General features: G+C 42.9%; 3 protein-coding genes and 1 pseudogene. All 4 read left to right on the top strand.

All coding sequences use genetic code 11. From position 1 onward, the window contains the following. Positions 1-171: 171 nt before the first annotated feature. Entirely contained in the window at positions 172-2052 is a 1881-nt protein-coding gene (locus OGM63_RS04970; RefSeq protein WP_263744392.1) for a GTPase family protein, read from the top strand. Positions 2053-2620: 568 nt separating this feature from the next. Further along, on the top strand, positions 2621-2932 hold the full coding sequence (locus OGM63_RS04965) for a hypothetical protein (RefSeq protein WP_263744391.1): 312 nt from the start codon (positions 2621-2623) through the stop codon (positions 2930-2932). A 518-nt stretch (positions 2933-3450) separates the two neighbouring features. Continuing rightward, a complete protein-coding gene (locus OGM63_RS04960) occupies positions 3451-5853 on the top strand; it encodes a two-partner secretion domain-containing protein (protein ID WP_263744390.1) in 2403 nt (800 codons plus the stop codon). Between the two features lie 280 nt (positions 5854-6133). Then, positions 6134-7609, top strand: a pseudogene (locus OGM63_RS04955) (CHAT domain-containing protein); the annotation flags it as partial.

Genomic DNA, 7609 nt, shown 5'->3' with positions numbered 1-7609 from the left:
GAGGGGGAGGGGGAGAGGGGGGGAGGCTTTGGATAGAATTGGGAAACATTACAAATTGTAAGCGCAACCGCTTACCAATTCTATCGAGAAGAGCGGAAGTTTCATAATTAACTCTCCATCAAGCTGGGTACAGCTATGATAAGGGGAGGAATGAAGGCTTGAGATGAAGCAATGGTACGCTTAAAACTGTGGCAATGGGTAATCTTAGCAACGCCGATCGCTTGTATCATCACTTTCTTACTTGTATCCGCAGCTTTGCAAATCCATGAGTGGCGGATTAATTGGATTTGGGCTGTGTTCACGCTCTTTGTTGTCGGCTGGCGTATTCTACTAGTAAAATGGACTCAACCGCAAGTAACCCAGATAGAAGCGGTTGTCACACAGGTAAATCAAGAATTGAAATCTGTGGCAGAGAATACAACCACCCTTGATGAAACCGAAGCGATATTGCAAGAAATTCTCAATGCTGCCCAAAGCGATCGCCCAATTTGGGAAGATTGGCAAACCTTTTGGCAACGATGTCAGGATCTAATTGTCGCAGTTTCCCAAATCTATCATCCGGAGGTAAAATATCCCCTACTCAACATTTACGTTCCCCAAGCTTACGCGCTAATTCGGGGAACCCTGGATGATGTGGATCGCTGGATGCAGAAATTATCTCCTGCTCTCAATCAAGTGACAATTGCCCAAGCGTACCAAGCATATGAAGTTTACCAGAAATTGGAGCCATCTGCGCGTAAACTTTTGCGGGCATGGAATTGGGCACAGTGGCTGTTAAACCCGGTAGCGGCGGTGGCGAAAAAAGCAAGTCAAGGTTACAGTAATCGGGCAACTGAACAACTTTTGGGCAATTTGAGTCAAATGCTGCGGGAAACTGCCCTGAGAAGCTTATGTCAGCGAGCTGTAGCCCTTTACGGAGGTAGCACGATACCAGATAGCGAAGCTTTGCCAACACCAATACCAAAAGCGAAAACTCAAACTTTACGAGAAATTCTCGAATCTGCTGAACCCTCCACCGTAGTTGAGCAAAAACCTGTAAATATTCTTTTGGTAGGACGAACTGGTTCGGGAAAAAGCAGCTTGATTAACACGTTGTTTCAAGCCGAACTTGCCGCAGTCGATGTGTTACCCAGTACCGATCGCCTGAAAAATTACCAATGGAAAAGCAAAACCGGGGAAACTTTGACGCTTTGGGATACACCAGGTTATGAACAAGTCAACCGTACCGATTTTCGGGAATTAGTGCTGGATTATGCCAAAAATGCCGATTTACTACTATTAGTTACCCCCGCCCTCGATCCATCTCTGCAAATGGATCTAGACTTTATTGCAGATATAAAGGCAGATATTGCCGACTTACCGATGATTGGAGTTGTCACCCAAGTGGATCGCTTGCGTCCGATTCGGGAGTGGGAACCACCATTAAATTGGGAGTCAGGCGATCGCCCAAAAGAAGTTGCGATTCGTCAAGCTACTGAATATCGCGCTCAACTTCTAGGTGAATTCTGCGATTTAATTTTACCTGTGGTCACTGGTGAGATGAAAACAAATCGGGTTGCTTGGGGTGTAGACGCGCTATCGTTGGGATTATTGTCAGCGATCGCTCCTGCCAAACAGCTGCGTCTTGCTCGCTTTTTGCGTAACCTAGAGGCTCGCACCGTCGCTGCGGCGAAAATCATTGACCATTATACCTTTCAAATGGCGACTACTCAAGGACTAACTGCATTACTCAAAAGTCCCGTCCTTCAGTTCATTTCCACCCTCTCAACCGGTTCGCCTAATTTAGCATATCTGCTAACAGAGAAAATTCCCGTAGAACAGTTACCTGTAGTAATTGGCAAATTGCAAATGGCTTATGAGCTTTTCTCGCTTTTGAGTACTGACAACGCTAATTCACGCAACTTTGATTTACGATCTTTGTGGTCCTTGCTGCTGCAAAATACCACTTCTGGTGATAACGCTTGGGCATTTGGTCACGCTTTGGTAGAGTACTGGACTCAAAATTTGACAGATGAACAACTGCGGCAGCGGTTTGAATATTATCTCATGTAAGTCCGTTTCATCTTAAAGTCAGAAATAATCGTTTCATCACTCTCGAAAAAGAATAAACATAAAAGTGAAAACCCTCGTAGAGACGTAGCACAGAATCGTCTCTTGGCTTTGTGGTAACGCATCATCAAAGAGCGGTCGATGTCTAATATCATCTCAGGTTTATTGCCTATATTGTCGAGACTTGACATGTAACGTCTCTAGAGGGTTTTAAAGTTTTTTATGGCTGATTTGCGCTCCCATAAATTAAACCTGATTTTTTTTATTAGAAACTAAAAAATGTAGAAACCAAAGTCCGGTAATCTTTTTAGAGAAACGATCTCGATAGTTTTTTTGCATCTATCTCCGGATATAAAAAATACCTTTGTTTAGATTAGTATTTGATCGTCAAATTAGCTTCCAATAGCGGTATAGTCAAGAAAAGGTCAAAAGCTGGATTTTCTTGCCGACAAGAAAAATGAAGAGTGCGTATTTAATTAAATAACTCTTTATTTTCATTGGCTTTCCCTTTTCCCTTCTTGCGGTAAGAATACGAGGAAAAACTTAAGCTTGTCTAGTAAGGAGATAAATCATGAAACGAAAAATTTCTCTTGTCATCGCTTTATTTGTATCATTCTTGTTGATGTTTAGCCCCATTGCTAGGGCTGAGGAGACGAAATTTCAGACAGTGAGCATATCCGAACCGATTGAGCTAAAAGTCGTTGAAATCCCGCAAGATGCAAACAACGCAGATTCCCCACCACAAGCAGAGATTGATGTTCCGGTTATTGATAAACCGGGGATATCAACCAAGGGGTGCGTCATATGTCCAGATGGTAACTGGGGACGTTGGTCTTACACATATAGCACTAATTCCCAAACCTGCCTACCAAATTGTAACTAAGATAACTCACTCATAAATTAGGCAGAAGCAGATAAATAGTGTTTTCATAAAGCTTTTGCCTACTTAACTATCGTGCCTATGCTTTCATCCCCCGGCTTGAAGCCTTGTCATTACCAACATTTATCCTGTGCGTGAAACTGTCGTAAAATCCTTATTCCCCTTGGGGTTGCAAACCCCAAGCTCATAGCCCAAGTCCATTAAAATGGACTCTCTGTTATCAAATACGTGTATTTTTAGTCCGATGAAGAGGAATGCGTGCTATTAGACTAGGGTTGTAAACCCTAGTCGGGCTATGGGTTTAACGACAATTTAACTGCGACAAAAATGTTGGTAATGGTTAGGGCTTGAAGCCGGGGGTTGCCTGTACCCTCTTGCCAAAGTGTTGAACCCGTAAGCATTGCGTCTTTGTCTGGAGAAGGGAGGTCACGAGCGCTATCTGCGTCTGGTGTTGCGTCTCTACAGGTCTAAAATCAGTACCAAAAATCCTTAACACTAAATTTAATTATTCTTCAGCATTTATGATCAAACAGACTAACTATTTCTGGATTGCTGGTTTAGGGTTTTTATGCTTTCTCACCAAAACCGATGTGATTCAGGCACAAATTACCTCAGATAGGACTTTATCTACTGAGGTTTTAACCACCAATAATCTCGACTTTACTATTATTAATGGAAATAGAGTTGGAAACAATCTTTTTCATAGTTTTAGAGAATTGTCTGTACCCACAGGTGGATCGGCTTTTTTTACCAACGACTTGAATGTTCAAAACATTATTAACCGGGTGACGGGTGGCTCAATCTCTAAGATAGATGGGTTACTCAAAACCAATGGTTCTGCTAATCTTTTTCTGATTAATCCCAACGGCATTATCTTTGGTGAGAATGCCTCGTTAAACATTAATGGCTCCTTCGTGACGAGTACAGCAAATAATATCATATTTGCTGATGGCACACAATTTAGTGCTACTAATCTCGAAACACCACCACTACTAACTGTAAGTGTTCCGATCGGTCTGCAATTTGGGCAAATTGCTCAACCGATTCAAATTTATGGGTCTAGGCTAGAAGTTATGCCTGGTAATACCTTGGCTATCTTAGGTGGTGATGTATTAGTCAAAGGTGCCAGACTGGCAGCACCAGCAGGACGAATTGACTTAGGGAGTGTTGCTTCAAACAGTCTCGTCAGCCTGAATCCAATTTCCGAATGGGCATTAGGATATAAACGGGTGCAGAATTTCCAAGATATTCAAGTATCCCAAGCAGCTTTTATTTATACAAGTGGTGAAGGCAATGGGGCTATCCAGTTGCGTGGCAGAGATATTGCGATCGCTGACAATTCACAACTAATAGCGTTTACTGTGGGACAGGAACCAGGTCAACCTCTGGTAATCAAAGCATCTGAATCTGTAAAAGTAAGTAGCTCTAGCCAGTTACTGACTGGGACTGAGGAAAATGGACCCGCAAGTGACATAAACATTGAAACGAAACGGTTGATTGTCCGTGATGGTGGATTTATAGAAGCGTCTACCTTTGGTTCTGGAGCAGGAGGAAATATAAGAGTAGATGCTTCTGAATCTGTAGAGTTACTGGGTAATGGATTTTATACAAGCTTAGGGACTCAGACTCTCGGTCGCAACAATAATGCTGGGAATGCTGGAACAGTGAATATTTCCACCGGGAAATTAATTCTCCGTGATGGAGGACGAATATTAACTAGTACAGCTAGTTCAGGTAATGCAGGGACTTTGAAAATAGATGCCTCTGAATCTGTAGAAGCCAGCGGTCGAGCTGTACTAGATACTAATTTACCTAGTGGTCTGCTTGCTGAGACCACAACCAGCAGGGTATTCATCCCAGGCACTGGCAACGGGGGGGACTTAATAATCAACACACAACGTTTGCTTGTGCAAGACGGTGCAAGCATCTCAACTGCCGCGATTAACGGTAGTACAGGTCAGGCAGGGAGGTTAGATATAAATGCCTCCAATTCTGTGACAGTTACTGGCAGCAGCAGAGGTGGTAATGGTCAGATTGTTCGCAGTACTTTGCTAGCTGCAAGCGATGGTTTTGGTAATGCTGGCGATTTAATAATTAATACTAACAAATTGACTGTCCGGGATGGGGCACAAGTTAGTGTGAGCAGTACTGGCTTTGCTCCCGCAGGCAACTTAGAGATTACTTCTGGTGTGTTATTGCTAGACAATCAAGGAAAACTCACGGCTGAAACCAGAGCAGGAGAAGGAAATATCAACCTGCGCTCTCTTAATTTAATATTGCGCCGAGGCAGTACTATCACCACCAACGCCAGAGGCAATAATATCACAGGCGGCAACATCAACATCGATGCCAAAAATGGTTTCATCGTCGCTGTCAGAGGTGAAAATAGCGATATCAGTGCCAATTCTGCTGATTTTCGCGGCGGAAATGTAACTATTGATGCCTCTGGTATTTTTGGTACTCAGTTCCGGAATGCACCTACTCTCGAAAGTGAAATCACGGCTACTGGAGCAAATCCTTCCTTAAGTGGGAATGTGCAAATTAATACACCTAATCTCGACCCCACTCGTGGATTAGTAAAACTATCCAGCGATGTTGTTAACCAAAGTCGTTTAATTGCCCAAGGTTGCCCAGCAAGTCGAGGCGATGTATTTATAATCACCGGACGTGGGGGTTTACCACCTTTACCAAGTGAAGCACTGCGTAGTAATCAGACTGCAACTATCAATTGGGTAACGCAGGGGGAGAGGAGGAAAGGGGGAGAGGGGGGGAGAATAACTAAAGTCAGTGGCTCTAAGTTAGCAAATCAAATTGTGCCTGCTACTGGTTGGGTAATTAACGACAAAGGGGAGGTGACGTTGATCGCTTCTACTGCTAACACTACGCTTCAAAACTCAACTCCAACTACTTGTCCATTTTTGTAGTAGCACTTGGTAAGCTGTAATGAAAAGAAGGCGTTGCACCAATTCAGGTATGAAATTCCAAAAGCTTATAATTAAAACTCTTATTCTCTGCGTCTTGGCGTCTATAAGTGAAACAAATTTATACTTGAAATCAGCAACGCCGAAAAGAAAACCGTGGCGATTTATTGTAGCGGTACGACGTATTATTAAGAATAAACTTCTGGCAAAAATTAGGAACAAAGGTAACAAAAAACCTTTGCCCTTCCCCCTCTTTGTAATGGTATTGTTTATCGTTTGGGGGATGATTTCATCACCAGTTTTTTCTCAAGGGCAGCCCCAAAATGGTGAAGTATTGATTCAACAAGGTCGAAAACTCTATGAGGCTTACGAGTTATCGACAGCGGTGATGATTTTGCAACAAGCAGCTTCTTCTTTGCGAACTCAAGGAGATAAACTAGGAGAAGCGATCGCTTTGAGTAATCTCTCGTTAGCCTTTAAGCAACTCGGACAGTGGGAAAAAGCAGAAATGGCGATCGCTCAAAGTCTGCAAATCTTAACAACCTCACAAAATACCCCAAATTCCGCATCAATTTTCGCGCAAACATTAGAAATTCAGGGAAATCTGCAATTAGAACTAGGTAAACCACAACTTGCTTTAAACACATGGAAACAAGCTGAAAATATCTACAAAAAAGCAGGTGATGAAGTTGGCAAAACTCGCAGTTTAATTAACCAAAGCATTGCCCAACAAGCCTTAGGGCAATACTTACAATCTCGCATGACATTAAAGGAAATCTACCCCCGTCTAGAAAAGCAACCAGACTCATTGGTTAAAGCTACTGCTTTACGCAGCCTGAGTGATGTGATGCAATTAACTGGTGATTTAGAACAATCTTTAACAGTTTTACTCGAAAGTCGGGACATAGCCAAAAAATTACAATCTCCTCCAGAAATCAGCGCTACTTTGCTCAGTTTAGGTAACATTTACGCAGCTTTAGGTAACAGAGAATCGCACCACGATACCACAACTATTGAAGAGTATACCCCCGTGTACTATTTAAGCACATCTGTCTTCACTCAAAACCCAGTAGCTGTCAAACTATACCAAAAAGCAGCGCAATATTACTTAGAAGCTGCCACCACATCTACTTCACCCCTTGGGCAAATCCAAGCACAACTAAATCGACTGAATATGTTGTTGGAACTACAACAATGGTCGCAAGCACAACAATTATCCTCTGATATACAGTTAAAGCTGAGGAAAATACCACCGGGGAAGACGGCAATTTCTGCCCAAATTAACTTAGCTCAGAGTTTGGTATACTTAAAACAAGCTACCAATGCAGACATCCCATCGTGGAAAGAAATTGCTCAAAGTTTGGCAACAGCGATTCAACAAGCTAGAAGCATTGACGATAAGCGTTCCGCAGCTTATGCTCTCGGTGCCCTTGGTGGATTGTATCTGAAAACCCAAGACATACCTAACGCCCAGAAGTTGACCCAGCAAGCTTTGATACAAGCTCAGGCAATTCAAGCTCAGGATATTGCTTATCTTTGGCAATGGCAATTAGGACAGATACTCAAAATTAAAGGTGATATCAGCGGGGCGATCGCCTTGTATACTCAAGCAGTAGATACCCTGAAATTTTTACGCAATGATTTGATTGCCCTAAATCCAGATGTGCAATTTAGCTTTCGCGATCGTGTAGAACCTGTGTATCGGCAATTAGTTGATTTACTCTTGCAACCCGTAGGGGGGAGGGGGACAAGGGGAGCG

It is taken from the genome of Plectonema radiosum NIES-515 (assembly GCF_025753815.1).
Classification (GTDB): domain Bacteria; phylum Cyanobacteriota; class Cyanobacteriia; order Cyanobacteriales; family Nostocaceae; genus Hassallia; species Hassallia radiosum_A.
This window is presented reverse-complemented; position numbering and strand designations above follow the sequence as displayed.

Coding starts and splice junctions, on each gene's coding strand:
- OGM63_RS04960 (WP_263744390.1), top strand. CDS start 3,451: ATGATCAAACAGACTAACTATTTCTGGATTGCTGGTTTAGGGTTTTTA.
- OGM63_RS04965 (WP_263744391.1), top strand. CDS start 2,621: ATGAAACGAAAAATTTCTCTTGTCATCGCTTTATTTGTATCATTCTTG.
- OGM63_RS04970 (WP_263744392.1), top strand. CDS start 172: ATGGTACGCTTAAAACTGTGGCAATGGGTAATCTTAGCAACGCCGATC.